The 25,071-nt window shown below is 63.6% G+C and carries 26 protein-coding genes; 14 read left to right on the forward strand and 12 right to left on the reverse strand.

Translation table 11 applies throughout. The features are described 5' to 3' along the window. Positions 1-37 precede the first annotated feature (37 nt). Positions 38-256 (forward strand): hypothetical protein, encoded by a 219-nt coding sequence (locus EOC83_RS09970; protein WP_013528317.1) that lies wholly within the window; start codon positions 38-40, stop codon positions 254-256. Between the two features lie 5 nt (positions 257-261). Here EOC83_RS09970 and EOC83_RS09975 read toward each other — a convergent pair whose 3' ends face one another. The 4 genes from EOC83_RS09975 to EOC83_RS09990 form a co-directional block, all read right to left on the reverse strand. Then, positions 262-1,020 carry a M48 family metallopeptidase gene (locus EOC83_RS09975; RefSeq protein WP_063169786.1) on the reverse strand — a complete coding sequence of 253 codons (759 nt, stop codon included), beginning with the start codon at positions 1,018-1,020 and terminating at the stop codon, positions 262-264. Positions 1,021-1,120: 100 nt separating this feature from the next. Continuing rightward, entirely contained in the window at positions 1,121-1,603 is a 483-nt protein-coding gene (locus tag EOC83_RS09980; RefSeq protein WP_063169787.1) for a DUF2852 domain-containing protein, read from the reverse strand. A 117-nt stretch (positions 1,604-1,720) separates the two neighbouring features. Further along, positions 1,721-2,863 carry a benzoate/H(+) symporter BenE family transporter gene (locus EOC83_RS09985; RefSeq protein WP_013528314.1) on the reverse strand — a complete coding sequence of 381 codons (1,143 nt, stop codon included), beginning with the start codon at positions 2,861-2,863 and terminating at the stop codon, positions 1,721-1,723. Then, positions 2,863-3,633 (reverse strand): alpha/beta hydrolase, encoded by a 771-nt coding sequence (locus tag EOC83_RS09990; RefSeq protein WP_063169788.1) that lies wholly within the window; start codon positions 3,631-3,633, stop codon positions 2,863-2,865. The genes EOC83_RS09985 and EOC83_RS09990 overlap by 1 nt, the downstream gene beginning before the upstream one ends. A gap of 220 nt (positions 3,634-3,853) precedes the next feature. Between EOC83_RS09990 and infC the strand changes: the two genes are divergently transcribed. The 8 genes from infC (at position 3,854) to EOC83_RS10030 (ending at position 10,799) form a co-directional block, all read left to right on the forward strand. Further along, on the forward strand, positions 3,854-4,390 hold the full coding sequence (infC, locus tag EOC83_RS09995; RefSeq protein ID WP_013528312.1) for a translation initiation factor IF-3: 537 nt from the start codon (positions 3,854-3,856) through the stop codon (positions 4,388-4,390). 163 nt (positions 4,391-4,553) lie between these two features. Further along, entirely contained in the window at positions 4,554-5,201 is a 648-nt protein-coding gene (locus EOC83_RS10000) for an isoprenylcysteine carboxylmethyltransferase family protein (protein ID WP_063169789.1), read from the forward strand. 181 nt (positions 5,202-5,382) lie between these two features. Next, positions 5,383-5,586 carry a 50S ribosomal protein L35 gene (gene rpmI / locus EOC83_RS10005; RefSeq protein ID WP_006201248.1) on the forward strand — a complete coding sequence of 68 codons (204 nt, stop codon included), beginning with the start codon at positions 5,383-5,385 and terminating at the stop codon, positions 5,584-5,586. A gap of 93 nt (positions 5,587-5,679) precedes the next feature. Continuing rightward, positions 5,680-6,081: a 50S ribosomal protein L20 gene (gene rplT / locus EOC83_RS10010; RefSeq protein WP_013528310.1), complete on the forward strand. Its 402-nt coding sequence runs from the start codon at positions 5,680-5,682 to the stop codon at positions 6,079-6,081. 153 nt (positions 6,082-6,234) lie between these two features. Then, positions 6,235-7,332: a phenylalanine--tRNA ligase subunit alpha gene (pheS, locus tag EOC83_RS10015; RefSeq protein ID WP_013528309.1), complete on the forward strand. Its 1,098-nt coding sequence runs from the start codon at positions 6,235-6,237 to the stop codon at positions 7,330-7,332. Next, entirely contained in the window at positions 7,329-7,751 is a 423-nt protein-coding gene (locus tag EOC83_RS10020) for a GFA family protein (protein WP_013528308.1), read from the forward strand. Before pheS ends, EOC83_RS10020 begins: the two co-directional genes overlap by 4 nt. Then, complete coding sequence (pheT, locus tag EOC83_RS10025) at positions 7,748-10,156, forward strand: phenylalanine--tRNA ligase subunit beta (RefSeq protein WP_063169790.1); 2,409 nt, start codon at positions 7,748-7,750, stop codon at positions 10,154-10,156. Before EOC83_RS10020 ends, pheT begins: the two co-directional genes overlap by 4 nt. A gap of 40 nt (positions 10,157-10,196) precedes the next feature. After that, positions 10,197-10,799, forward strand: coding sequence for a nucleotidyltransferase family protein (locus EOC83_RS10030; protein ID WP_063169791.1), 603 nt, complete (start codon positions 10,197-10,199; stop codon positions 10,797-10,799). A gap of 110 nt (positions 10,800-10,909) precedes the next feature. Here EOC83_RS10030 and EOC83_RS10035 read toward each other — a convergent pair whose 3' ends face one another. After that, positions 10,910-11,905 (reverse strand): aldo/keto reductase, encoded by a 996-nt coding sequence (locus EOC83_RS10035; protein ID WP_063169792.1) that lies wholly within the window; start codon positions 11,903-11,905, stop codon positions 10,910-10,912. 96 nt (positions 11,906-12,001) lie between these two features. On the opposite strand from EOC83_RS10035, the gene EOC83_RS10040 reads away from it, so the two are divergent. From EOC83_RS10040 to EOC83_RS10060, 5 genes are all read left to right on the forward strand, one after another. Beyond that, on the forward strand, positions 12,002-12,892 hold the full coding sequence (locus tag EOC83_RS10040) for a LysR family transcriptional regulator (RefSeq protein ID WP_013528304.1): 891 nt from the start codon (positions 12,002-12,004) through the stop codon (positions 12,890-12,892). Between the two features lie 291 nt (positions 12,893-13,183). Further along, positions 13,184-13,756, forward strand: coding sequence for a cytochrome b (locus tag EOC83_RS10045; protein ID WP_063169793.1), 573 nt, complete (start codon positions 13,184-13,186; stop codon positions 13,754-13,756). 71 nt (positions 13,757-13,827) lie between these two features. Continuing rightward, a complete protein-coding gene (locus tag EOC83_RS10050) occupies positions 13,828-14,403 on the forward strand; it encodes a YceI family protein (protein ID WP_013528302.1) in 576 nt (191 codons plus the stop codon). Between the two features lie 68 nt (positions 14,404-14,471). Then, a complete protein-coding gene (locus EOC83_RS10055) occupies positions 14,472-15,458 on the forward strand; it encodes a Gfo/Idh/MocA family oxidoreductase (protein ID WP_063169794.1) in 987 nt (328 codons plus the stop codon). A gap of 41 nt (positions 15,459-15,499) precedes the next feature. Then, positions 15,500-17,158, forward strand: a complete 1,659-nt coding sequence (locus tag EOC83_RS10060) for an FAD-binding dehydrogenase (protein ID WP_063169795.1) — start codon at positions 15,500-15,502, stop codon at positions 17,156-17,158. 35 nt (positions 17,159-17,193) lie between these two features. Here EOC83_RS10060 and EOC83_RS10065 read toward each other — a convergent pair whose 3' ends face one another. The 7 genes from EOC83_RS10065 to EOC83_RS10100 all read right to left on the reverse strand — a co-directional run bounded on the left by EOC83_RS10065 (position 17,194) and on the right by EOC83_RS10100 (position 25,043). Further along, positions 17,194-18,132 (reverse strand): alpha/beta hydrolase, encoded by a 939-nt coding sequence (locus tag EOC83_RS10065; protein WP_063169796.1) that lies wholly within the window; start codon positions 18,130-18,132, stop codon positions 17,194-17,196. A gap of 217 nt (positions 18,133-18,349) precedes the next feature. Further along, complete coding sequence (locus EOC83_RS10075) at positions 18,350-19,132, reverse strand: carnitinyl-CoA dehydratase (RefSeq protein ID WP_013528298.1); 783 nt, start codon at positions 19,130-19,132, stop codon at positions 18,350-18,352. Continuing rightward, positions 19,125-21,203, reverse strand: coding sequence for an acetate--CoA ligase family protein (locus EOC83_RS10080; protein WP_063169797.1), 2,079 nt, complete (start codon positions 21,201-21,203; stop codon positions 19,125-19,127). The genes EOC83_RS10075 and EOC83_RS10080 overlap by 8 nt, the downstream gene beginning before the upstream one ends. 3 nt (positions 21,204-21,206) lie before the next feature. Continuing rightward, complete coding sequence (locus EOC83_RS10085; RefSeq protein ID WP_063169798.1) at positions 21,207-22,370, reverse strand: acyl-CoA dehydrogenase; 1,164 nt, start codon at positions 22,368-22,370, stop codon at positions 21,207-21,209. 4 nt (positions 22,371-22,374) lie between these two features. Beyond that, positions 22,375-23,478: a carnitine 3-dehydrogenase gene (locus tag EOC83_RS10090; RefSeq protein WP_024501970.1), complete on the reverse strand. Its 1,104-nt coding sequence runs from the start codon at positions 23,476-23,478 to the stop codon at positions 22,375-22,377. Further along, entirely contained in the window at positions 23,475-24,104 is a 630-nt protein-coding gene (locus EOC83_RS10095) for an HD domain-containing protein (RefSeq protein ID WP_063169799.1), read from the reverse strand. The genes EOC83_RS10090 and EOC83_RS10095 overlap by 4 nt, the downstream gene beginning before the upstream one ends. Positions 24,105-24,125: 21 nt before the next feature. Continuing rightward, positions 24,126-25,043 (reverse strand): 3-keto-5-aminohexanoate cleavage protein, encoded by a 918-nt coding sequence (locus EOC83_RS10100; protein ID WP_127325933.1) that lies wholly within the window; start codon positions 25,041-25,043, stop codon positions 24,126-24,128. Between the last annotated feature and the right edge of the window lie 28 nt (positions 25,044-25,071).

The raw sequence follows: 25,071 nt of genomic DNA on the forward strand, positions 1-25,071 counted from the left end.
CCTATGGATGGACAGGACGCAAGGCGGGAGCACGATCATGGCCGACAGAACCGTAGCCGAACTCAGGCAGAAGATTGCGCAGGCGCGCGAGGTCATCGCGCACCTGATCGACAAGGCCGCCTTCAATGGCGCCGAGGCGCACCGCGCGCTCGACTATTTCGGCGGCGATGAGTTCGACGGCAATTTCCTGCCGTGGCCGCATCATGGCGATGAGGGGTTGCGGCCCGAAGACTTGAACGCCGCCAACGACGATTGAGCGATCTACTCGAACATGATCGCTTGCAGCGCACCGCCATTGCGCTTCAGCCAGTCCTTGCAGCGATCGGTGTCGGGGCAGAGCTTTTCGCACAGTTTCCAGAATTTCGGGCCGTGGTTCATCTCCTTGAGATGCGCCACTTCATGCGCGACGAGATAGTTGATGACCGGCGACGGCGCCATCATGATGCGCCAGGAAAAGGACAGATTGCCTTCGGAGGTGCATGACCCCCAGCGGCTTGACGTGTCCTTGAAGCGGATCGCCTTGGCGCGCTTGCCAAGCGCCTCGGTGTGCTTGGCCACCAGCTTCTCGATTTCCTTCTTGGCCTCGCGCTTGAGGAAATCGGCGAGGCGGCGCGGCAGATGTATGCGGTCGCCATGCACGATCAAGAGCGGACCACGTTCGTCGCGCGACACGGTGACGGTGCCGCGCTTTGACGGTTCATGGACGATGCGGTGCGGCACGCCGCGCACCGGGATCCTGATGCCGGGCCGCACCTGCGGCCGCGTCGGCACCTTGGCCAGTCGCTGCTCCAGCCAGTCCTGATGCCGCTCGAGGAACCTGTCCACTTCGCCGCGGCGCAGGCCTGGCGGCACGGTGATGCGCAGACCCTGGCCGCCTGAATCGATACGCAGCGTCATTCGGCGCGCCCTGGCGCTCTCGACGATCTTGAGCGGCAGCGTGCGGCCGGCGACGCAATATTCGCGCTCCACGACAGGCGTGGGCTTGGGCTTTGCCAGATTGCGAAAGAAGCCGAGAGTCATGGGGGGACGATACGCGATTCGAGAAAAACGACTAGAACAAAAAAGAAACGGCGCCGCTCGCGCGACGCCGTTTTTTCACGATGTGACCAGTCGCCGGATCTCAGTCGTCAAGCAGGTTCGAACCCTTGCCACGCTTGGTGGTCGTCGTTCCGGTGCTCGGATCGGTCTTCGTCGGCGCCGTCGACTTGTTGCGGTTGGCCATGAAGCGGTCGAACTCGTCCTGGTCCTTGGCGCGGCGCAATTCGCGGGCGTATTCGTCGAACTGGGTCAGCATCTCGTCGAGCTTGCGGCGCTCTTCGTTCAGCCGCTCAAGTTCCTTTTCGCGCCAGTCGTCGAAAGCGACGTTGCCGGTGCGGGCGGAACCATTGCCCCAGCGCGCGGCCTTGTCGGAACCGCGGCGGCAACCGGCGAAGATGCCGTCGGTCGCGCGGTTGACGTCACGCTTGAAGCCATCGAGGCGGTCGCCCCAGATGATGTAGGCGAGCATGGCGAAGCCGAGTGGCCAGAACACCATGAAACCCACAACCATCAACGCGATGGTTGCCGGCGTCCAGGCCGGACGGATCAATGCGGATGTGTTCATTTTCTCCCATTCCTTCGGTTGGAGACAGCCAAACCCGGCTGCGTGGAATCGAAATGGGAAGAGAAAAACGGCGATTCAAGACAATGTCCGCCAAATCCGGACAAGCATCTGAAATGTTTATCGCTTTTTGATCATATCGAGGAAAAGCACGACCAGCCCGGCAATCAGGCCCCAGAATGCGGCGCCAACGCCGAACAGCGTCAGACCCGACGCGGTGACGACAAAGGTGACGGTGGCAGCCATGCGATCCGCCTCTTCCTTCAGCGCGATAGAAAGCGCGTTGGCGAGCGACGCCATCAGCGCCAGGCCCGCCACCAGTACGATCAGGCTCTGTGGCAGCACCGCGAAGATCGCCACCAGCGAAGCGCCGAAAATCGCAAAGATGAGATAGGCGAGCGCATAGAACGGCCCGGTCTTCCAGCGCTCGGCGGGGTCGGGGTGGACGTCCGGCCCGGTGCAGATCGCCGCCGAGATCGCCGCCAGATTGGTGGTCGAGCCGCCGAACGGCGCCGACAGCAGCGAAAACAGGCCGGTGACGCCGATCAGCGGGCCGGGCTCCGGATGGTAGCCGGCGGCGCGCAGCACGGCGAGGCCGGACAGGTTCTGCGAAGCCATGGTGACGAGATAGAGCGGCAGTGCCAGCCCGATCACCGCCTTGGCGGTGAAATCAGGCGCAATCAGCGTCAGCGTCGACAGTTCCGGTGTCGGCAGGCCGCCGACACGGCCGGTGAGGAAAGCGGCGAGGCCACCGCCGATCAGCACCGCCAGCACCGACAGCGCCGGGTTGAACAGGCGGATGACGAAGAAGGCTGCAATCAGCGGCAGGATCAGCCACGGGTCGATGGGAATGGTCTTCACCGCATTGAGCGCGAAGGTGACGACGATACCGGCCAGCATGCCCGAGGCGACGGAAGGCGGTATTCTCGAGATCAGCTTCGTCAGGGGCCGAAACAGCCCGGTGGCGATCAGAAGGACGCCGGTGACGATGAAGGCGGCGACGGCCTCACCCATCGAAAAGCCGCTCGATGCCGCGATCAGCGCCAGGCCCGGCGTCGACCAGGCGGTGATGACTGGCATTTTCGTGCGCCATGACAGCCACAGGCTCTCGATCGCCATGGCCAGGCAGATCGTCGTCACCCAGCTTGCCGTCTCGATCTGCGTCGCGCCGACTGCGTTGGCGGCGGCGATGACGATGGCCAGCGTGCCGCCGAAGCCGACGATCGCCGCGACGAAGGCGGATATCGGAATGGAAAGGCGCATCAGTTTCCCCTCTGCGCCATCGCATCGACGGCCCGCACCAGCATGTCGAGATCCTGCGGTCGCGACAGGCGATGGTCGCCGTCAGGGATCAGCGACAGGGTCACGTCGTCGGCGGGCAGCAGGCTGACCAGCTTCAGTGCATGGCTTGCCGGCACATCCGCATCGGCCAGGCCCTGCAGGATATGCACCGGGCAATGGGTGTCGATCGGGCCTGTCATTGTCAGGTTGTCGCGCCCGTCCTCGATCAGGGCGCGGGTGTAGATGTAGGGTTCCGTGGAATAGTCCGACGGCTCTTCGAAGAAACCTTTTTTGGCGAGATCGCGCTTCTGCGCCTTGGTCAGCACCGGTTCGATCAGTTCAGCGGTAAAATCCGGTGCCGGCGCCAGCAGCACCAGGCCGGCGACGTTGCTGTCATCAGCCTCGCGCAATTCCTGCACCATGCGCAGCGCGATCCAGGCGCCCATCGAGGAGCCGACCAGGATCTGTTTGCCCTTGGTGAAATGCCGGAACACGGCAAGGCTTTGTGCAAGCCATGTCGAAATCGTGCCGTCGGCAAAGGCGCCGCCGGATTCGCCATGGCCGGAATAATCGTGGCGCAGAAAGGCGCGGCCTTCTTTTGCCGCCCAGTCCGACAGCGTCTGCGCCTTCGCGCCCAGCATGTCCGACTTGTAGCCGCCGAGCCAGACGATGCCGGGCGCAGAGCCAGCAGTATGGCGCACCGCGATGCGCGATCCATCGACATCCATAAAGACGGGGGGCGTTGCGGTCATGGCTTTTTCCTCAGGCCCTCTTCTGGCGCGGGATTCTTGTGGCACGGTCGGTGGCGTGGCGAAAAGTGCTCACTATGTTCTTTGTTTGGTGCAGGACAGCGATCAGGGTGATTTTCTGTCAATGCTGTGCTATTGACTCCGCCCGCGCGCTCACCACATTGGCGCGTCCATGCATCAACACTGACAAATCCTGAACGAAACGGCCAAGGAGACCACGACCATTCGCAGACCTTTCAAAGCAGCGGCGCCGACCAAGGATGGCCCGCGCTCCAACCGTGACATCCGGGTTCCCCGGGTCCAGCTTATCGACGCCGAAGGCCAGAACCGCGGCGATGTTTCCATCAACGACGCATTGCTGCTGGCCGAAGAGGCCGGGCTCGATCTCGTCGAGATATCGCCCAACGCGGTGCCCCCCGTCGTCAAGATCCTTGATCTCGGCAAGTTGAAATACGCCAACCAGAAGAAGGCGGCCGAGGCGCGCAAGAACCAGAAGGTCATCGAGATCAAGGAGATCAAGATGCGCCCGAACATCGACAGCCATGACTACGAGACCAAGATGAAGGCGGTTCGCCGCTTCTTCGAGGAAGGCGACAAGGTCAAGCTGACGCTGCGCTTCCGTGGCCGCGAGATGGCGCATATGGAACTCGGCATGCAGCTTCTGAACAAGGTCCGCGAGGAAGTGGCGACGATTGCCAAGGTCGAAGCGGAACCGAAGCTCGAAGGCCGCCAGATGATGATGGTGCTGTCGCCGCGCTAAGATCTGCATCGGCGCGTATCTAGGATCACGATGACGTCAGGCTTGGCCATCGCGCTTAAATCCGCCTGAATCACATCGCAAGGCGTCCCGGCGATCGGCGGGACGCCTTCTTCTTGTTCAGACGCTGCGATCGCCGGCAAAATTCCTGACGATCGGATTCACTATGGTCGATGAAGTCAAGGTTTCGGACGTGGACTTCAAACGCGGGCTGGGCAATTACCAGCATATGCGCCGCATAGTGCTTGCCGTTCTCGTGGTCGTGCTGTTTGCAGCATTGCTATTTGGCCAATCGACGTTTCCGCCCGACACAGCCGTGCACGAGACGATCGAAATGTTCGGCGTGCTGCTGATTTTCCTCGGCATCGTGGGCCGCCTTTGGGCGACACTCTACATAGGCGGGCGCAAATCGTCCGAGGTGGTGACTGGCGGGCCTTACTCGATCACCCGCAACCCGCTCTATGTGTTCTCGACCGTAGCCGCAGCCGGTGTCGGCGCGCAGATCGGTTCGTTCTCCGGTATCATCCTCTTCGGGCTTTTGTGCGCGGGGGCGTTCCATATCGTCATCCTGCGCGAGGAGAAGTTCCTCAAGGAAGCGCTCGGCGCGCCGTATCAGGCCTATCTGGCGCGGGTGCCGCGCTTCTTCCCGAAACTGTCGCTCTACCAGGAGGGCGATACCGGAAACTTCAAGCCGCGCCTGCTGTTGACCACGCTGCTCGACGGCCTGGTGTTTCTGATCGCGCTGCCGGCCTTCGAATTGATCGACGGCGCCCAGCTGTCAGGCATGTTGCCGGTCTGGTTCACGCTGCCCTGACGAGGACACAGCGCCGCATCTCCACAGGTGTTGCGCGCGGGCCGTCTTTGACGTATAGCACCGCCGTTCAAGAAAACCGCCCGGCAGGGCATGCCGTGGCGGTTTCATTTGCTTTTCGGGCTTTGGTCGGCCTGAAGCGAACAAGAAGCGCGATAGTGCGCCAACAATACGGAGTAGCAAAATGCCCAAGATGAAGACCAAATCGGCCGCCAAGAAGCGGTTCAAGATCACAGGTACGGGTAAAGTCCTGTCGGCTGCGGCCGGCAAGCGTCACGGCATGATCAAGCGTTCCAACAAGTTCATTCGAAATGCCCGCGGCACGATGGTTCTGGCTGAACCGGATGGCAAGAAGGTCATCAAGAATTTTCTGCCGAACGGCCTCTAAGGCATTCGGTCCGGACACGCATTTGTTTTACGCAATTCCGAACGGAAAACCGCAAGGCACTTTTCCTGGAATTGCTTTTAAGGAGATCATGACATGGCACGCGTAAAAAGAGGCGTCACTTCGCACGCCAAGCACAAGAAGGTCCTGAAAGCCGCGAAAGGCTTCTACGGCCGCCGCAAGAACACCATCCGCATCGCCAAGCAGGCGGTGGAAAAGTCGCTGCAATACGCTTACCGCGACCGCAAGAACCGCAAGCGCTCCTTCCGCGCGCTGTGGATCCAGCGCATCAACGCCGCGACCCACGAGCATGGCCTGACCTATGGCCGCTTCATCGACGGCCTCAACAAGTCGGGCATCGAGATCGATCGCAAGATCCTGTCGGACATGGCCATCCACGAGCCGCAGGCTTTCGCGGCCCTGGTCGCCAAGGCCAAGGTGGCGCTCGAATATCTGAAGAACACCACGCCGAACGCTTTTGAAAGCGCTGTCGCCTAAGACCAGCGCTTCCCAAGCATTCGCAATTCTGATTTGGGGAACCCGCGCTGGCACGGCTGGCGCGGGTTTTTCTTTTGCCTGATCCTTGGAGTGATTTCACTTTAGGAGTGACTTTCACTTTGAGGCCGACCTCCCAACGCAGCGAGTTTGACCGTGAACGACGCAACCACTGGCCTGGATACGCTTGAAAACTCACTTCTGGCCGAGATCGCCTCGGCCGCCGATGAGCCGGCCATCGAGGCCGTGCGCATCGCTGCTTTCGGTAAGAAGGGCAGCGTGTCCGAGATGCTGAAGACACTTGGCGCCATGACCGCCGAGGAGCGCCAGATCAAAGGCCCGGCCATCAACGGCCTCAAGAACCGCGTCACCGACGCGCTGACTGCCCGCAAGGCTGAGCTCAAGGATGTGGCGATCACCGCCCGCCTCGCCGCCGAAAAGGTCGACGTGACGTTGCCGGTGCGGCAGTCGCCGGCCGAGCGCGGCCGTATCCATCCGATCAGCCAAGTCATCGACGAGATTGCCGCGATCTTCGGCGATCTCGGTTTCTCCATCGCGGAAGGTCCCGATATCGAGACCGACTATTACAATTTCACCGCGCTGAATTTTCCCGAAGGCCACCCGGCGCGCGAGATGCACGACACCTTCTTCTTCCAGCCGGACGAGAAGGGCGAGCGCAAGCTTTTGCGCACGCACACTTCGCCGGTGCAGATCCGCACCATGGAAACGAAGAAGCCGCCGATCCGCATCGTCATTCCTGGCAAGACGTACCGGCAGGATTCGGACGCCACCCACTCGCCGATGTTCCATCAGGTCGAGGGGCTGGTGATCGACAAGACAGCCAACGTCGCCAACATGAAGTGGGTGCTGGAGGAGTTCTGCAAGGCCTTCTTCGAGGTGCCGCAGGTTAAGATGCGCTTCCGGCCGTCCTTCTTCCCGTTCACCGAGCCAAGCCTCGAGGTGGACATCCAGTGCGATCGCTCGCGGCCCGGCGAGGTGCGCTTCGGCGAAGGCTCCGACTGGATGGAGATCCTCGGCTGCGGCATGGTGCATCCCAATGTGCTGCGCCATGGCGGTCTCGATCCGGACGAATATCAGGGCTTTGCCTGGGGCATGGGCATAGACCGCATCGCCATGCTGAAATACGGCATGCCGGACCTGCGCGCCTTCTTCGATGCAGACGTGCGCTGGCTGTCGCACTACGGCTTCCGGCCGCTCGACATGCCGACTTTGTTCGGAGGCCTGAGCGCATGACAGCGCCCTATGCCGGCGGCTGCCGCTGCGGCGCCGTGCGGTTCGAGGCCTCTGCCGAACCGCATCACGTCAGCTACTGCCATTGCGGCGATTGCCGGCGGGCCAGCGGCGCGCCGGTGTCGGCCTTTGTCGGCTTCCTGGTCGATCAGGTCGCGTTCACCGGCAAGGCGCTGAAGATGTATGAGAACGGCCCGGTGACGCGCTCTTTCTGCGGCACCTGCGGCTCACCCATCGCCTATGTCGACGAGCGGCTGGAAGAAGACATCTACTTCATGCTCGGCGCCATGGACATGCCGGCCGATTTCCAGCCGACGCTGCATGCCTATATCGGCGAGCAGCTTGCCTTCCTGCATATGTCCGACGACCTGCCGAGACATCTGAAATCAAGCGTCAAAAGACCAGACGGAACAGTCCCATGAAATTCACCCTCTCCTGGCTCAAGGACCACCTCGAGACCGACGCCACGCTCGACGAGATCGTCGAGCGGCTGACTTCGATCGGTCTCGAAGTCGAGCATGTCGACGACAAGTCGAGCCTGAAACCATTCGTCATCGCCAGGGTGCTGACGGCGGTTCAGCATCCCGATGCCGACCGGCTGCGCGTGCTGACCGTCGACACCGGCGACGGCAAGCCTCCGGTGCAGGTCGTTTGCGGCGCGCCAAACGCTCGCGCGGGCCTGATCGGCGCCTTTGCCGCGCCCGGCACCTATGTGCCCGGCATCGACGTAACGCTGACGGTCGGCAAGATCAGGGGCGTCGAAAGCCACGGCATGATGTGTTCCGAGCGCGAGCTGGAGCTGTCCGACGAACACAATGGCATCATCGACCTGCCTGAGGATGCGCCGGTCGGCACCAGCTTCGCCGCCTATGCGCACATCGACGATCCGGTCATCGAGATCAACTTGACGCCGAACCGGCCGGATGCCACCAGCGTCTACGGCATCGCCAGGGATCTGGCGGCGAGCGGGCTTGGCCGCCTCGTCGGCGGCGCCATCATGCCGCATGTCGGCAATGGCATGTGTCCGATCAAGGTGACGATCGAAGCGCCGGAGCTTTGCCCCGGCTTCGCGCTCAACTTGGTCAAGGGCGTCAAGAATGGACCCTCGCCAAAATGGCTGCAGCAGCGGCTGATCGCCATTGGGCTGAGACCCATCAGCGCACTGGTCGACATCACCAACTACGTCACCTTCGACCGCGGCCGCCCGCTGCATGTGTTCGACGCCAGCAAGGTTGCCGGCAATCTCGTCGTGCGCCGCGCGCGCGATGGTGAAAAGGTGCAGGCGCTCGACGGCCGCGAATACACGCTGACGCCGGAAATGTGCGTCATCGCAGATGACAACGGCGTCGAGTCGATCGCCGGCGTCATGGGCGGCGAGCATTCGGGCTGCGACGAGAACACCTCAGATGTGCTGATCGAATCCGCCCTTTGGGATCCGATCACCACGGCGCGCACCGGCCGCACGCTCGGCATCATTACCGACGCGCGCTACCGTTTCGAGCGCGGCGTCGACCCCGAATTCATGGTTCCGGGCGTCGAACTGGCGACGAAACTGGTGCTCGATTTCTGCGGCGGCACGCCGACCGAAATGGAGGTCGTCGGTTATGCCGGTCACACGCCGAAGATCGTTTCCTTCCCGCTTTCGGAAGTGAAGCGGCTGACCGGCATCGAGGTTCCCAGCGCGGAAAGCCTCGACATCCTGTCGCGCCTCGGCTTCAAGCCGGAGGGCTCGGGCGATGTCGTCGATGTCGCCGTGCCGTCCTGGCGCCCCGACGTCGATGGCAAGGCAGACCTGGTCGAGGAGGTCATGCGCATCCACGGTGTCGACAACATCGCGCCGCAGCCGCTCGGTGCGCATGACGCGGTCAATGCAAAGATCCTCACCACGCTGCAGGTCCGTACCCGCACGGCCAAGCGCGCGCTTGCCGTGCGCGGCATGATGGAAGCCGTTACCTGGTCGTTCATTCCGGCCAAGCATGCCGAGCTGTTCGGCGGCGGCCAGACCGCGCTGAAGCTTGCCAACCCGATCGCCGCCGATATGTCCGACATGCGGCCCTCGCTGCTGCCGGGGCTGATCGCGGCTGCCCAGCGCAATGCCGACAAGGGTATTGGCGACGTGGCGCTGTTCGAAGTGTCGGGTACCTATGAGGGCGACGGCGCCGACCAGCAGCGGCGCGTCGCCGCCGGCGTGCGCCGCGGCACCGCCAAGCTCGACGGTTCCGGCCGCAACTGGGCCGGCAATTCCGGTCCAGTCGGCGTGTTCGACGCCAAGGCCGATGCGATCGCCGCACTTGAAGCCTGCGGTGCGCCTGTCGACCGGCTGCAGATCGAGGCCCGCGGCCCGGCCTGGTATCATCCCGGCCGTTCCGGCACGATCAAGCTCGGCCCGAAAACCGTACTCGGCACTTTCGGTGAATTCCATCCGAAGACGCTGGAGGGCCTCGATGTTTCCGGCCCGCTGTGCGGCTTCGAGGTCTTCGTCGATGGCGTGCCTGAACCGAAGGCCAAGCCGACGAAAACCAAGCCGAAACTGGAACTGTCGCCCTTCCAGGCGGTCAAGCGCGATTTCGCTTTCGTCGTCGACAAGTCGGTCGAGGCCGGCACGCTGGTGCGCGCAGCGCTCGCCGCCGACAAGAAGCTCATCACCGCCGTCTCGGTCTTCGATATTTTCGAAGGCGCTTCGCTGGGCGAGGGCAAAAAATCGATTGCCATCGAAGTGTCGATCCAGCCGGTCGAAAAGACGCTCACCGACGAGGATTTCGAGGCACTGGCCAAGCGCATCATCGAGAATGTCGGCAAGCAGACCGGGGGCGTTCTGCGGGGCTAAAAAACTTGCGAGCAGATGGCGAATCGCCCTCCAAAGGGCGATGGACCATCTGCGGTATTCCGGCCTTCCCCTTGAAGAACAGCGCGCGGCGTTTCTCGCCATCGTGTCTGCCGACCCGCTGTTATGCGACGCGGTGGCGCGGGCTCGCACGCTCGACCTGCCGGACTGGCTGGTGGTATCCGGCGCTCTCTACAACAGCATCTGGAACCACCTGACCGGCAAACCGTCGGGCTACGGCATCAGGGATGTTGATCTTTTCTACTTCGATGACAGCGACCTGTCCTATGAGGCCGAGGACGCGGTGATCCGCCGGGCGGAGAAGCATTTCGAGGGGCTGGCGTTGCCGGTCGAGGTGCGCAACCAGGCGCGGGTGCATCTGTGGTATCCGCAGAAGTTCGGACGGCCGTGCCCGCGCTATTCGAGCGCCAGCGAATCCGTCAGCCATTTTGCCTCGAAGACGCACGCCGTCGGGGTTCGATACGACGCTGACGGGCAGCTCGAGATCGTGGCACCGTTTGGTCTTGACGACATTTTCTCGTTTCGCATCACGCCGAACCGGGTGATGGACAATCAGCGCACGCATGAGGCGAAGGGTAAGCGTGCAAGGGAGAACTGGCCGGAGATTAGTGTCGAGCCTTGGTAAAAATGTCGGCAGGGCAGAGGGGGGCGCTTCACGTCAGCGTCCCCATCTTCTGCACCGCGCTGCGTACGAAAAAGGGGCGCGCGGCGCCCCTTCCGATTACTCACCAGTTTTCAACCATTCACCAGCGTCAGCTCCTTCTCCGCATAGCGCCTACCGACCACCTTGTCGGGCGACAGCGCGTCACCAATCGCCTGCACCTCGACCGCGCTCAGCGCGATCCCGGCAGCCGCCGCATTCTGCTCCAGATGGCGTATCCTTCTTGCGCCGGGGATCGGCACGATGAAATCGCCCTGGTGCAGCACCCAGGCCAGCGCCAGTTGGGCCGAAGTTACCCCCTTTTCAGCTGCCAGCTTTTCCAGCGTCGCGATGACAGCGGCGTTGGCGGCCATGGCATCGGCCTGGAAGCGCGGCAGGCCGCGGCGCCAGTCGTCATCGCTCAAGGCCTCTGGCTTGGCGATCGTGCCGGTCAGCAAGCCCCGGCCGAGCGGGCTGTAGGGAACAAAACCGATGCCGAGCTCGCGGCAGACGGCGAACACCTCGTCTTCCGGGTCGCGGCTCCACAGCGAATATTCGCTCTGCACGGCGGCAATTGGATGCACGGCATGGGCCCGGCGGATGGTCGCCGCACTCGCCTCCGACAGGCCGAGCGCGCGCACCTTGCCCTCGCGCACCAGCTCGGCCATGGCACCGACCGTGTCCTCGATCGGCACGTTGGGGTCGACACGGTGCTGGTAGTAGAGGTCGATCACATCCGTGCCGAGCCGCTTCAGCGACGCCTCGGCGACCGCCTTGACGTGCTCGGGGCGGCTGTCGACGCCGGCCATGCGGTCGAGGCCTGTACCTTCCTCCAAAATCCTGAAGCCGAATTTTGTCGCGATCGTCACCTTGTCACGCGCGGACTTCAGCGCTTTGCCGAGCAGGATCTCGTTCTCGAACGGGCCATAGACCTCCGCCGTGTCGAAGAAATTGACGCCGATATCGATGGCGCGGTGCAGCGTGGCGATTGCGTCGGCTTCCGCCTGGCCGCCATAGGCGAAGCTCATGCCCATGCAGCCGAGGCCGACGGGATAGACGTTCAATTCAGTTCCTAGCTTGCGGGTTTGCATAACGCGTCTCCTTGTTGCGATGCGGCAGAAATAGCGCCTTGCCTTGTGTTCGATAATCGGCTCTCATTTGCACGGGCTGTTCTAAAAGATAGATCAATGAATCGCGCGCATCTTTCCCAACTGGCCGTGCTGGCAACCGTTGCCCAATGCGGCAGCTTTCGCGGCGCGGCCAGGGAATTGGCCATCGCGCCTTCGGCGGTCAGCCATGCGGTGTCCAGCCTAGAGGCGCGGCTTGGCGTTCGGCTGCTGGCGCGCAGCACACGCAGCGTCGCGCCGACCGAAGAAGGTGCGCAGTTGCTGGAACGGCTGCGACCGGCGCTGTCGGAGATCGATCTGGCGCTGGAGACGGCAATCGAGACACGCGACCGGCCGGCCGGCAATCTGCGCCTGACCGTGCCGCGCACCGCAGCCCATTTGGCGCTGACGCCACGGCTGGGCGCCTTTGCGTCGGCCTATCCCGATATCGTGCTGGAGATCGTCATCGAGGACCGTTTCACCGACGTGGTGGAAGGGGGCTTCGATGCTGGCGTCAGGCTAGGCGAGAGCCTGCAGCGCGACATGATCGCGGTGCGCATCGGGCCGGACCTTCGCGGCGCGGTGGTCGGCGCCCCGGTCTATTTCGAGGTCAACCCCAAGCCGCGTCACCCGCGCGACCTGGCTGACCACCGCTGCATCCGCTTCCGCTTCTCCAGCGGCATCCTCTACCGCTGGGAGTTCGAGAGAGGCCGCGAGGCGATCGAGATGGCGGTGGAGGGACCGCTGATCCTCGACGAGGACCATTTGATCGCCCAGGCGGCGGTCGACGGCGCTGGGCTCGCCTTCGTCTTTGAGGATTATGTCCGCGCGCCGCTCGCCGACGGCAGGCTGATCCGTGTGCTGGAGGACTGGTGCCCCTCCTTCGACGGCTTCTTCGTCTACTATCCGAGCCGCCGGCAGATGCGCCCGGCGCTCCGGGCGTTTGTCGATTTCTTCAAGGTGAGTGGATAGAGCGGGCTCGCCCCTCCCCTTGTGGCCCTCCGGAGGGAGAGGAAGGGAGCCAGGCTCGGCGAACTCGCGCCTTTCATCACCCTCCGGAGGGCCCTGATGGGAGTCCGAAGGACGGGCGAGATCGGCGGCTCGCCCCGGTAGGTCGGCTGAGGGACGGGGTGGGTAGCGCCCTACGAGACCCCCACCCCGCTTCGCAAAATCCGCTTCGCGGCATTTGCTGCGCGACCCTCCCCACAAGGGGGAGGGTGAAGCGCGCTGGAAGAAAGCCGAACCAACATTCGTTCACTCCCCATGCAAACATCGATCACCAACAGCGCCACCCGCTATGGCTGGGGCGCGATCCTTCTCCACTGGCTGATTGCGCTCATTTTCATCGGCCAGTTCGGGCTCGGCTTCGTCATGGTGCGGTTGACCAGCCAGCGCACCGCCTTCGAGCTGATCCAACTGCACAAATCTTTCGGCTTCCTGCTGCTCGGGCTTGTGTTGCTGCGCATCGCCTGGCGCCTTGGCAATGCAACGCCGGCGCTGCCGCGCTCGGTCGGAACCCTGGAGCGTCGGGCAGCACCGTTGGCCCATCTTGCGCTCTACGCGTTTCAGCTTGCCTTGCCCTTGTCCGGCTGGGCGCTGGTGTCGGTCTCGATGCTGGAGATCCCCAGCCTGCCGTTCAACCTGTTCGTCATGCCCAACCTGCCGTTGGCCGAATCGGATGGTGCCGAGAGCTTCTGGGCGGCGGCACATTGGTATCTCGCCTATGCCGGCATGACGCTTGTGACTCTCCACGTCGCGGCGGCGCTGCGGCATCATTTCCAGCTCAGGGATGGCGTGCTCACACGCATGGTCACGCCTTCGTCAGATTCGGAATAGAGCGAGCGGTTCATTCGTTCATGGAGTGAGGGCGCGCAAGAAATGCGCTGCCTCCAACAAGGAACATCCCCATGTACACGCGCATCCTCGGATTTGCGGCGGTCGCCGCTTGCCTTGCCATGCCTGTTTCTGCGGCCGTCGCGCTGGGTGACGCCGCCGGCAGCTATTCGATCAGCCCGGCCAGCTCCAGCATCCGCTTCTCCATCGGCAAGGTCGGCGGCGGCGGCCTCAATGGCACCTTCGCCCGCTTCAAGGGCTCGATCCGCATCGACAACAGCGATGTCGGGCGCTCAGCTGTCAATTTCACCATTTTTCCCGAAAGCGTCGGCACCGGCCAGGGCCGTATCGATGCCTTCCTGCGCTCCGACGCGGTGTTTGATGCCGCCAACAGCCCGGAAATCCAGTTCCGCTCTACCAGCGTGACCCGAACCAGCGACACCACGGCTCTCGTCAGCGGCCGGCTGACGGCGCGCGGCAAGACGTTCCCGGAAAAATTCACGGCCGAGCTCGGCGGTCTCAAGGCCGGCATGATCAAATTCCATGTCACCGGCAAGGTGCTGAGGTCGCGCTACGGCATGGATGTCGGCACGCCGATCTATTCCAACATCGTCGACTTCGACATGACGCTGACCGGCAAAAGGGGCTGACCTCGTCATTGGCTTTTCCGGCGATTTCGGGCAAACCTCGTCGCCTGTAATCGTGATGGAGAAACCTGATGTTCCGATGGGGTGTGTTGTCGACGGCCAAGATCGGCCGCGAGCATTTGTTGCCGGCGATGGTCGAGGCGGAGAATGGCGTGCTGTCGGCGATCGCCAGCCGCGACCTGTCGAAGGCCAAGGCGCTGGCCGACCGCTTCGGTGCACGCCATGCCTTCGGCTCCTATGAGGAACTGCTCGCCTCGAAAGAAGTAGACGGCGTCTACATCCCGCTGCCGACCTCGCAGCATGTCGAGTGGTCGGCCAAGGCCATCGAAGCCGGCAAGCATGTGCTGGTCGAAAAGCCGCTGGCGCTCGACGCCAAGGACATCCTGCCGCTGATCAAGCTGCGCGACCAGAAAAAGGTGCTGGTCTGCGAAGCCTTCATGGTCATCTACCACCCGCAATGGATCAAGGTGCGCGAGCTCATCGCCAGCGGCGCCATCGGCCGGCTGCGCCATGTGCAGGGCGCGTTCTCCTACTACAACGTCGACCCCAGCAACATGCGCAACCAGCTCGACCTCGGCGGCGGCGCGCTGCCCGACATCGGCGTTTACCCGACCGTGTCGACGCGCTTTTCCACCGGCAAGGAGCCGCTGCGCGTGCAGGCGACGATCGAGCGCGACAAGACATTCGGCACCGACATCTACTCCTCGATCCGTGCCGATTTCGGTGACTTCGAGCTGTCGTTCTATCTGTCGACGCAGATGGCGGCGCGCCAGGTGATGGTGTTCCACGGCGAGAAGGGTTTCATCGAGTTGTTCTCGCCTTTCAATGCCGGGCTCTACGACCACCACCGCGTCGAACTGCACAACCAGAACCACACCGAGGCGCAGGTTTTCCGCTTTCCCGGCACGCAGCAGTACCGGCTGGAGGTCGAGACCTTCGCGCGTGCAGCACAGGGCGGCAAGGAGCGCGTCTTCACGCTGGAGGAATCGGTGCTCAACCAGAAAGTCATCGACGCCATCTTCCGCGCCGGCGGCAAAGAAGGCTGGGAGACCGTCTGAATTCCTTGCATTGAAATAGCCGGCTAATTCTGGGAGGAAAAATGGCTGACGATGCGGACGTGATCATTGTCGGCGCCGGCCTTGCAGGGCTGGTTGCCGCCGCCGAGCTTGCCGAGGCCGGCAAGAAAATCATCATCGTCGACCAGGAGCCGGAGCAGTCGCTCGGCGGCCAGGCATTCTGGTCGTTCGGCGGCCTTTTCCTCGTCGATTCGCCCGAGCAGCGGCGCATGCGCATCCGCGATTCGCATGACCTGGCGCTGGAAGACTGGCTGGGCACCGCGGCTTTCGATCGGCCCGAGGATTTCTGGCCGCGCAAATGGGCGGAAGCCTATGTCGGCTTTGCCGCCGGCGAAAAACGCTCCTGGCTGATACAGCGCGGCCTGAAATTCTTTCCCGTGGTCGGCTGGGCCGAGCGAGGCGGCGGCAATGCCATCGGCCACGGCAATTCGGTGCCGCGCTTCCACATCACCTGGGGCACGGGCCCCGGCGTTCTCGAACCTTTCGTACAGCGCGTGCGCGAGGCGCAGAAGCGCGGACTGATCAGTTTCAAATTCCGCCATCGGGTCGATGAATTGACCCGCACGGGTGCGACTGTCGACGGGGTGCGCGGCGACATCCTGCAACCGAGCACCGCCGAGCGCGGCCACAAGAGTTCGCGCGAAATATCAGGAGATTTCGAGCTTCGCGCGCAAGCCGTGATCGTCGCTTCCGGCGGCATCGGCGCCAACCATCAGCTTGTACGGGAAAACTGGCCGCAGCGGCTGGGCGCGGCGCCCAAGCGCATGATCACCGGCGTGCCCGACCACGTCGACGGCCGCATGCTGGCGATCACGGAACGGGCCGGCGGCTCGATCATCAACCGCGACCGCATGTGGCACTATGTCGAGGGCATCAAGAACTGGGCGCCGATCTGGACCGACCATGCGATACGCATCCTGCCCGGCCCATCATCGCTGTGGCTCGATGCGCGCGGCAAGCGCCTGCCGGTGCCGCTCTATCCCGGCTTCGACACTCTGGGCACGCTCTCCCACATCATGAGCACCGGCTTCGACTACTCCTGGTTCATCCTGACCAAGAAGATCATCCAGAAGGAGTTCGCGCTGTCGGGCTCCGAGCAGAACCCCGATCTGACCGGCAAGAGCTGGCGCCAGGTGCTCGGCCGCGCCACATCGGGCATTCCGGGCCCCGTCAAGGCGTTCATGGAAAAGGGCGAGGACTTCATCGTCGAGGCCGATTTGCCGGCGCTGGTCGCGCGCATGAACGCGCTGGCCGGCGGCGAGGCGCTGCTTGAGGTGGCTCAAGTCGAGCGCGAGATCCACGCCCGCGATAGGCAGCTCGACAACCTGTTCTCCAAGGATATGCAGATCACCGCTCTGCGCGGCGCGCGCGCCTATCTCGGCGACCGGCTGATCCGCACGGCCAAGCCGCACAAGATGCTCGATCCGGCAAATGGCCCGCTGATCGCGGTGCGGCTTAACATCCTGACCCGCAAGACGCTGGGCGGCCTGCAGACCGATCTCGACAGCCGCGTGCTGGGGGCAGATGGCCAGCCGGTAGCCGGGCTCTATGCCGTCGGCGAAGCCGCCGGTTTCGGCGGCGGCGGCGTGCATGGCTATGCGGCGCTCGAAGGCACCTTCCTCGGCGGCTGCATCTTTTCCGGCCGCAGCGCCGGCCGGGCAGCGGCTGCCTCGGTGGCGTGAAGGGGCGTCACTTGGTCCTCAGAGTTTGGCCGCGATCACCAGCGCCAGTCGCCCTGTCCAAGCGCGGTCACCGCACCGACGATCCGGGTGAAGCTGGTGCGGGCGCGGCCAACCGTGTGCCGGGCTCTGAGATAGCCGTGCACCAATCCCGGCTCCTCGAACCACGTCGCGTGGCCACCTGCCGTGATGATCAGGTCGCGATAGGTCTCGCCATCCGATGACAGCGGGTCGCATTCGGCGGTGATCAGCACTGTCTCCGGCAAGTTGGAGAAATCGGTGTCGGCAAGCGGGGCCAGCGTCGCATCGCCGCTACGGTCTTGCCCTCCAGTGCGAATGTGCTTGTAGAATTCGAGATCGCGCACGGTCAGCATCGGCGCTTCGGCGTGCTTGACATAGGAGCCTTTCGAGCGGTTTCCGCCGAGGCCGGGATAGATCAGCACCTGGCCGACCGGCCTTTTCGAATGGCCGCGCGTGGCGTGACTGACGGCGGCGCAGAGATTGCCGCCGGCGCTGTCGCCGCAGAGCACGATAGGATGATCGCGATTGGCGGCGGCCCATTCGAAGGCGCTCATGGCATCGTCAAAGGCGGCTGGATGCAAATGTTCCGGCGCCAGCCGGTAATCTACGGAGACCACCTCATAGCCTGTGCGCGAGCACAGCTCCGCGCAAACATCGTCATGGCTGTCCAGCCCACCAAGGATGAAGCCACCGCCATGGACATAGAGCACCGTCACGCCTGCCTGAAGTGGGCTTCGGTAGATACGGATCGGGATATCGTGCGTCGGCGTTGCAATGGCGGAGGTTTCGACAGCGACGCCCTCGGGGTAGCCGGCAAAGAATTCCCGGCACATGCGGTCGTAAATCTCGCGCTGCTGCACGATCGTGTAGTCGATCGTATCGGGCGGGTAATAGGAATTGGTGCGCTCGATGAAGGCCCAGGTCTCGGCGTCGATGAGCTTGATGTAGTCGGTCATGGGTGCTGGAGAGGCGGCCAAGGCTGAGCCTGGGCGCCCCCCTCTGTCCTGCCGGACATCTCCCCCTCAAGGGGGGAGATCGGATGTTGCGAAGGCTTTCGCCAACCTTCGGCGTCGCAAGAAGAGTGCAGAGATCGAAGCTGCCAATCTCCCCCCTTGAGGGGGAGATGTCCGGCAGGACAGAGGGGGATAAGCGCCGTCATTTCGGCAACAATCCTCACTTCCCCTTCCACACCGGCTCCCGCTTCTCCGCAAAAGCGCGAAAACCCTCCATATTGTCCTCGGAGCCATAGAGCGCATCGACCGTCGGCAATTGCCGGCGGGTCACCTTGTTCATGGCGTCCTGGAAGGTCAGCGCCTCGGCCACGCGCGCCGTCTCCTTGATCGCGGCAAACACCAGCGGTGGGCCGCCTGCGAGCAGCCGGGCGATCTCCCAGACGCGATCTTCCAGCTTTTCCTTGGGCAGCACTTCGTTGACCAAGCCCCAGCGATGCGCTTCAGCGACATCCATCCAGCGGCCGGTGAGCAGAAGGTCCATGGCGACATGGTAGGGGATGCGCTTCGGCAGCTTGATCGTCGCCGCGTCGGCCAGCGTGCCGGCTCGGATCTCGGGCAGCGCGAAGGAGGAATGATCGGAGGCGTAGATGAGGTCGCAGGACAGCGCCAGCTCGAAGCCGCCGCCGACCGCCATGCCGTTGACGCACGCGATGATCGGCTTGTTGAGGTCGCGCAGCTCCTGCAGGCCGGCAAAGCCGCCGACGCCATAGTCGCCGTCGACCGCATCGCCGCCGGCAGCTGCTTTGAGGTCCCAGCCCGCGCAGAAGAACTTGTCGCCAGCGGTCTTGACGATGGCGACGCGCAATTCCGGATCGTCTCGGAACGCCTTGAAGGTCTCGCCCATCAGCCGCGAGGTCTTCAGGTCGATGGCGTTGGCCTTGGGCCGGTCGAGGGTGACTTCGAGGATGGTGCCCTCGCGGCGGGTCGAAATGACGTCAGACATTCTTGTTCTCTCCCAGCACCAGCAGCGCGTCGGCGATCCAGGCGCCCTTGCCCTCTGCACAGACGATCAGCGGGTTGATGTCGAGTTCTTCGATCTCACCGGCATTCTGCTGCACGAAGGCGGCAATGCCAGAGATAGCATCGATGGCAGCCGCGACATCGGCCTTCGGCCGGCCGCGATAGCCTTCGAGCAACGGGAACAGTTTCAGGCCGCGCAGCGCCGCCTCGATATCGTCGCGGGTCGCCGGCAGCATCAGCGTGACGCTGTCGCGCAACAGCTCGACCAGCACGCCACCAGTGCCGAGCGTCATCACCGCGCCGAACATCGGATCGCGGGTGAAGCCGACGATGAGTTCGGCAACACCGTCGCGCACCATGCGCTCGACATAGAGCCCGGTGCCGAGCGGCAACAGGTTATGCGCTGCGGTGCTGACGGATTCGGCATCCCTGAGATTGAGCCTGACAGCGCCAACTTCGGATTTGTGGGTGACGCCGAGCGCCTTCAACGCGACGGGAAAGCCGAGCGCCATGGACGAAATCACCGCTTCGACGGCATTGGCGGCGCGCTCGCCCTTCGGCACCGGCAGGCCGGCTTTGATCAGCCGTGACTTCGCCTCGGCTTCGTCGGGCGTGACGTGGTCCCCGCCAGAGGCGCCGGAGGCCGACGTGTCGATCGGCTGCGCCTGCGGTTCAGCCCAAGCCCAGCCGATGAAGGCTGCTGCGCCGGCTGCATCCATCGCTTCCGAAATGCCGAACAACGGCACCATGCCGCGCGCCATCAGTTCGGCGGTGTATTCCTCCGGCAGGTTCTCCGGCAGCGAGGAGACGATCGCACCATGCGCCTTGTTGGTCTTGAGCGCCGATTCGAAAGCGCGCAACGTCGCCCACCAGTCGGTGACCGAGCAGCGGTCGGGTCGCGGAAAATCGAGCACCAGCATGTTGAGGTCGAAACCGCCCGACACCATGGCGGTGAAGGTGGCGGTCATCGCCGGCTCGTTGTTCCAGATGAAGGTGTGATAGTCCAAGGGATTGGCGACCGCGACCAGCGGCCCGAGCGTCGATTTGACATGGGCGCGGTGGCTGTCGGTCAGCACAGGGAAATTGACCCAGCGGCCTTCGGCGCTGTCGGCCATGACGGAGGCCTCGCCGCCGGAGCAGCTCATCGACGACAGCCTATAGCCGGGCAAAGGTCCGGTGATGTGCAGCAGCTTCAGCGCCTCGATGAAGGCAGGGATCGAATCGACGCGCGCAATGCCGAGCCGCCGCAGGAACGCACCCGAGGCCGCGTCCGAGCCGGCGAGCGACGCGGTATGCGAGACAGTCGCTTGCCTGGCCTGTTCGGAACGGCCGACCTTCATGGCGATGATCGGCTTCTTCAGCTCGCGGGCTCGTGCCGCCAGCCGTTCGAAGCCGGCTACCGAATCGAAGGCCTCGATGTGCAGGCCGAGCGACGTGACCCGCTCATCCTCGATCAGGCCGAGCGCCATTTCGGACAGGCCGGTCTGCGCCTGGTTGCCGGCGGTCATCAGGAAGGCGATCGGCAGGCCGCGCTTCTGCATGGTCATGTTGATGGCGATGTTGGAGGACTGGGTGATGATGGCGACGCCCTTGCCGCCCTCGGCCAGTCTTATGCCGCCATGCTGGTCGGGCCACAGCAGCGCGCCGTCGGCATAATTGATCAGGCCGTAGCAATTCGGCCCGATGATCGGCATCTGGCCCGCCGCCGCGACCAGCTCGGCCTGCAGCCGCTCGCCATCATCGTCATAGGCCTCGGTTTCGAGGAAGCCGGCGGCAAAGCAGACGGCGCCGCCGGCGCCGCGTTCGGCCAGCGCCTTGATCACCTCGATGGTCAAATGCCGGTTGACGCCGACAAAGGCAGCATCCGGCGCGCCGGGCAGGTCAGCCACCGAACGATAGGCCTTGCGACCGGCAACCTCGTCCTTGGTCGGATGCACCGGCCAGATCTCGCCGGCAAAACCCATCTTGATCGATTGCGCGACGACGGCTGCAGCCTGCGCACCGCCGAAGACGGCGATCGATTTAGGCCGCAGGAGACGCTCCAGTTTATGCATATGTTATGCCCCGAACGGGCGCAGCAGCGCCCTTGAAATGATGTGGCGCTGGATCTCGGATGTGCCTTCCCAGATGCGCTCGACGCGCGCGTCGCGCCAGATGCGCTCCAGCGGCAGATCGTCCATCAGCCCCATGCCGCCATGGATCTGGATCGCTTCATCGGCAACGTATGCGAGCATTTCGGTGGCCTTCAGCTTGGCCATGGCCATGTCCTGGTCGGTGACGGTGCCCTGATCGTACTTCCAGCCGGCTTCGAACACCATCAGGTCGGCGGCCTTGAGTTCGGTCGCCATGTCGGCAAGCTTGAACGATACGCCCTGGAACTTGCCGATCTGCTGGCCGAACTGCTGGCGTTGCGCGGCGTATTCGACGGCATGGCCAAGCGCACGCTCGGCGCGGCCGAGGCAGGTGGCGCCGACCTGCAGCCGGGTGGCGCCGAGCCAGGAATTGGCGACGTCGAACCCCTTATGGACTTCGCCCAACACCTGGGCGGCGGGAAGCCGGCAATCGTCGAATTCGAGGATGGCGTTGGTGTAGCCGCGATGCGAGACGTTGCGGTAGCCGTCACGGACGGTGAAGCCTTTGGTGCCCTTATCGACGAAGAAGGCGGTGATCTTCTTGCGTTTGCCGCGCGGCGAATCCTCTTCGCCTGAGGCCATGAAAACGATGGCAAAGTCGGCGAGGTCGGCGTGGGAGATAAAATGCTTGGTGCCGTTCAGCACCCAGTCGTCACCGTCCTGCACGGCGGTTGCCTTCATGCCACGCAAATCGGAGCCGGCGCCCGGCTCGGTCATGGCCAGGCAGTCCCATTTCTCACCACGGATGCAGGGGAACAGATATTTCTCGCGCTGCTCGGGCGTGCCGGCCAGGAGGATGTTGGAGGGGCGCGACACGCAGGTCCAGTGCAGCGCGTAATTGGCGCGGCCGAGTTCCTTCTCGTAGAGCAGCCAGGTCACCGTATCGAGGCCCGCTCCGCCGACATCGGCCGGCATGTTGGCGGCATAGAGCCCGGCCTCGATCGCCTTTACCTTGATCTCCTCGATCAGGTCGCGGCGCAGCACGCCGGTGCGCTCGACCTCGCGCTCATGCGGGTAAAGCTCGTTCTCGACGAACGCGCGCGTCGTCTCGACGATGAGCTTCTGTTCCTCCGACAGCCCGAAATCCATGCTCTCAGCCTTTCTTCTTGCCGGTCTTTTTCTTCGGCTTTTCGGCTTTCTTGACCGGTTTCAAGGCTTTGGCCTTCTCGGCCGCCTTGGAGGCCATGGGCTTCTTCGCCGCCAGCTTGGCCAGCTGCCTGGTATAGTCCTTATGCAGCGCGCCGGCGCCCCAGCCCTTGCCTTTGTTTTGTTTCGACAGCGCATCCATGATGGCGACCAGATTGTCGTCGCGGATCTTTTCCAGCTCGCGGATCGACAGCCCATGCGCCTGTTCGTCCGACTGCGTGGCGATCAGGTCGACCAGTTCGTCGTTGAACTCAGGCACGTCCATCAGCTTGGTCCATGGCCATTTCAGGCACGGCCCGAACTGCGCCATGAAGTGGCGCATGCCGGCCTCGCCGCCGGCGACGCGATAGACCTGGAACATGCCCATCTGCGCCCAGCGCAGGCCGAAGCCGTAGCGCATGATGTCGTCGAGTTCCTCGACCGTGCAGATGCCGTCCTTGATCAGCCACAGCGCCTCGCGCCATGCCGCTTCGAGCAGGCGGTCACCGACGAAGGCCTCGATCTCCTTGCGGATGACGACAGGCTTCATGCCGATCGAGGCATACATCTCCTTGGCGACCTCGATCGCCTCGGGGAAGGTCTGCTCGCCACCGACGATCTCCACCAGCGGCAGGAGATAGACCGGGTTGAACGGATGGCCGACGACCAGCCGCTCCGGATGCTTCTTCATCGCCACCTGCATGTCGGTCGGCTTGATACCGGAAGTCGAGGAGCCGACAATCGCGTTGGCCGGCGCGTGAGCGTCGATCTCGGCCAGCACGCGGTGTTTCAGGTCGAGCCGCTCCGGCACGCTCTCCTGGATGAAATCGGCATCGGCGACCGCTTCGGCGATGGTCTTGGCGAAGGTCAGCTTGCCCTCTTTCGGCAGGCCGCCGGGCACCATCTGCTTGTAGGCGCGGCGCGCGCCCTTCATCACTTCGCCGACCTTGCGCGACGCCTCGGGATCGGGATCGAAGATCGACACGTCGATGCCGTTGAGCAGCAGGCGCGCCACCCAGCCGGCGCCGATCACACCGCCACCGATGGCGGCTGCCTTGTTGATGATGCTCATGCTGAAGCTCCGGTTCTTGTCGCGGCGGTTGCGGGATCGATGAGGGGCACGCGCTCGCCGGCTCGGATCACCGAGGGATCGTAGGCCTTGCGGGCAAAGACTTCGAGCACGAAGGGCCGGAAGAATTCCATCGACAGCGTGTCATAGTCGGGGTCGAAGCTGGGCTGGTCCCAGCGTTCGCAAAACTGGTCGCAATCGTCGAAATAAGCATGGCCGGCAAAGCGGTCGCGGGCGTGGCGGTTGCCGCCGAGATGATGGGCATAATAGAGCCGCTGGAAGTCGCCATGCTTTTCCACCACCCAAGTGCATTGCTCGCGCACGAAAGGTTTCAGGATCGAAGCGGCATATTCGTCGTGATTGTAAGGCGCATAGATGTCGCCGATGTCGTGCAGCAGCGCGCAAGCGATCCAGTCGGTGTCTGCGCCGTCGCGCCAGGCACGTGTCGCTGCCTGCAGCGAATGGCCGAGCCGGGTGATCTTGTAGCCGGAAAGACCCGCGTCGAGCTGCACCAGCGCGTCGAGCAGCCGCTCGCCGGTCCTGGCCGCATAGTCGATTTCATGCGCGGTCAGGAACTCGTAGTCGTCCCGGTCGCCATCCTTCATCGCGGTGAATTTTACGGTAGTCATGCCGACCCTCCCGACGAATAATTATGCCGCGATCGGCGCCCGCTTGGTGAGGTTGAGCTTCTGCCGTACCTCTTCCGGTCCAAGGATTCTGGCGCCGAGATTGGTGACGATGCTGGCGGCGCGCTCGACCAGCTGTGCATTGGTGGCCAGCACGCCCTTGTCGAGCCACAGATTGTCCTCCAGCCCGACGCGGACATTGCCGCCGGCCAGCACCGCCGCCGCGGCATAAGCCATCTGGTTGCGGCCGATGGCGAAGGCCGACCAGTTCCAGGTCGACGGCACATTGTTGACCATGGCCATGAAGGTGTTGAGATCATCAGGCGCACCCCACGGCACGCCCATGCAAAGCTGCACCAGCGCATCCGGGTTGAGCACCTTTTCCTCGACCAGTTGCTTGGCGAACCACAGATGGCCGGTGTCGAAAGCCTCGATCTCCGGCTTGACGCCGAGCGCCGTCATCATGCCGCCCATGGCGCGCAGCATGCCGGGCGTGTTGGTCATGACATAGTCGGCCTCGGCGAAATTCATGGTGCCGCAGTCGAGTGTGCAGATTTCCGGCAGGCATTGGCGCACATGTTCCATGCGGTTGGTGGCACCGCCCATGTCGGTGCCTTTTTCGTTGAGCGGCAGCGGCGCTTCCGGCGATCCGAACACCATGTCGCCGCCCATGCCGGCGGTCAGGTTCAGGATGACGTCGACTTCTGCCGCGCGGATGCGCTCGGTCACTTCGCGGTAGAGATGTACGTCGCGCCTCGGCCTACCGGTCTCGGGATCGCGCACATGGAAATGCACGATGGCGGCGCCCGCCTTGGCCGCATCGATGGCGGAATCCGCGATCTGCTTGGGCGAGCGCGGCACATGCGGGCTGCGGTCCTGCGACCCGCCGGACCCGGTCACGGCACAGGTAATGAAGACCTCACGGTTCATCGCAAGCGGCATGGAACTCTCCTCCGAAAGAAATAGACCT

Source organism: Mesorhizobium sp. Primo-A, from assembly GCF_003997175.1.
GTDB lineage: Bacteria > Pseudomonadota > Alphaproteobacteria > Rhizobiales > Rhizobiaceae > Mesorhizobium > Mesorhizobium ciceri.

Coding starts and splice junctions, on each gene's coding strand:
- EOC83_RS09970 (WP_013528317.1), top strand. CDS start 38: ATGGCCGACAGAACCGTAGCCGAACTCAGGCAGAAGATTGCGCAGGCG.
- EOC83_RS10055 (WP_063169794.1), top strand. CDS start 14,472: ATGTTCCGATGGGGTGTGTTGTCGACGGCCAAGATCGGCCGCGAGCAT.
- EOC83_RS09985 (WP_013528314.1), bottom strand. CDS start 2,863: ATGCGCCTTTCCATTCCGATATCCGCCTTCGTCGCGGCGATCGTCGGC.
- EOC83_RS10035 (WP_063169792.1), bottom strand. CDS start 11,905: ATGCAAACCCGCAAGCTAGGAACTGAATTGAACGTCTATCCCGTCGGC.
- EOC83_RS10020 (WP_013528308.1), top strand. CDS start 7,329: ATGACAGCGCCCTATGCCGGCGGCTGCCGCTGCGGCGCCGTGCGGTTC.
- EOC83_RS10050 (WP_013528302.1), top strand. CDS start 13,828: ATGTACACGCGCATCCTCGGATTTGCGGCGGTCGCCGCTTGCCTTGCC.
- EOC83_RS10065 (WP_063169796.1), bottom strand. CDS start 18,132: ATGACCGACTACATCAAGCTCATCGACGCCGAGACCTGGGCCTTCATC.
- EOC83_RS09990 (WP_063169788.1), bottom strand. CDS start 3,633: ATGACCGCAACGCCCCCCGTCTTTATGGATGTCGATGGATCGCGCATC.
- EOC83_RS10030 (WP_063169791.1), top strand. CDS start 10,197: ATGGACCATCTGCGGTATTCCGGCCTTCCCCTTGAAGAACAGCGCGCG.
- EOC83_RS10080 (WP_063169797.1), bottom strand. CDS start 21,203: ATGCATAAACTGGAGCGTCTCCTGCGGCCTAAATCGATCGCCGTCTTC.
- EOC83_RS10090 (WP_024501970.1), bottom strand. CDS start 23,478: ATGAGCATCATCAACAAGGCAGCCGCCATCGGTGGCGGTGTGATCGGC.
- EOC83_RS10100 (WP_127325933.1), bottom strand. CDS start 25,043: ATGCCGCTTGCGATGAACCGTGAGGTCTTCATTACCTGTGCCGTGACC.
- EOC83_RS10045 (WP_063169793.1), top strand. CDS start 13,184: ATGCAAACATCGATCACCAACAGCGCCACCCGCTATGGCTGGGGCGCG.
- rpmI (WP_006201248.1), top strand. CDS start 5,383: ATGCCCAAGATGAAGACCAAATCGGCCGCCAAGAAGCGGTTCAAGATC.
- EOC83_RS10085 (WP_063169798.1), bottom strand. CDS start 22,370: ATGGATTTCGGGCTGTCGGAGGAACAGAAGCTCATCGTCGAGACGACG.
- EOC83_RS10075 (WP_013528298.1), bottom strand. CDS start 19,132: ATGTCTGACGTCATTTCGACCCGCCGCGAGGGCACCATCCTCGAAGTC.
- pheT (WP_063169790.1), top strand. CDS start 7,748: ATGAAATTCACCCTCTCCTGGCTCAAGGACCACCTCGAGACCGACGCC.
- EOC83_RS10000 (WP_063169789.1), top strand. CDS start 4,554: ATGGTCGATGAAGTCAAGGTTTCGGACGTGGACTTCAAACGCGGGCTG.
- EOC83_RS10040 (WP_013528304.1), top strand. CDS start 12,002: ATGAATCGCGCGCATCTTTCCCAACTGGCCGTGCTGGCAACCGTTGCC.
- EOC83_RS10060 (WP_063169795.1), top strand. CDS start 15,500: ATGGCTGACGATGCGGACGTGATCATTGTCGGCGCCGGCCTTGCAGGG.
- EOC83_RS10095 (WP_063169799.1), bottom strand. CDS start 24,104: ATGACTACCGTAAAATTCACCGCGATGAAGGATGGCGACCGGGACGAC.
- rplT (WP_013528310.1), top strand. CDS start 5,680: ATGGCACGCGTAAAAAGAGGCGTCACTTCGCACGCCAAGCACAAGAAG.
- EOC83_RS09975 (WP_063169786.1), bottom strand. CDS start 1,020: ATGACTCTCGGCTTCTTTCGCAATCTGGCAAAGCCCAAGCCCACGCCT.
- EOC83_RS09980 (WP_063169787.1), bottom strand. CDS start 1,603: ATGAACACATCCGCATTGATCCGTCCGGCCTGGACGCCGGCAACCATC.